Below are 275 nucleotides of genomic sequence, written 5' to 3' on the forward strand. Positions count from 1 at the left end.
CCGAACAGGAGTTACCCTCCCTCATCTCATCGAAGAAAGCAATCGGCCTATACGAACCATCTGGTCTTGACGAGCTTGTCGATGACCGGACTCACTACGGTGCGACGAAAGGCGTGAACACGTTTGCGGAGAAGCGCGTTGGCATCGTCGTTGGAAGCCCGCATTTTGGCGACCCGGAACTCGTGAAGTGGTGTGCGCTTGCAGGCGAATCCGTGGAGCGAGCTGAGGAGCAATACGGTCGGGACATCGACTACGGTGACTATGGAAACAAATTG

1 pseudogene is annotated in these 275 nt (G+C 55.6%); it reads left to right on the top strand.

From position 1 onward, the window contains the following. Nucleotides 1–275 (top strand): annotated as a pseudogene (locus SM755_RS23605) (hypothetical protein); the annotation flags it as partial.

This window comes from Natrialba sp. PRR66, assembly GCF_034808065.1.
GTDB lineage: Archaea > Halobacteriota > Halobacteria > Halobacteriales > Natrialbaceae > Natrialba > Natrialba aegyptia.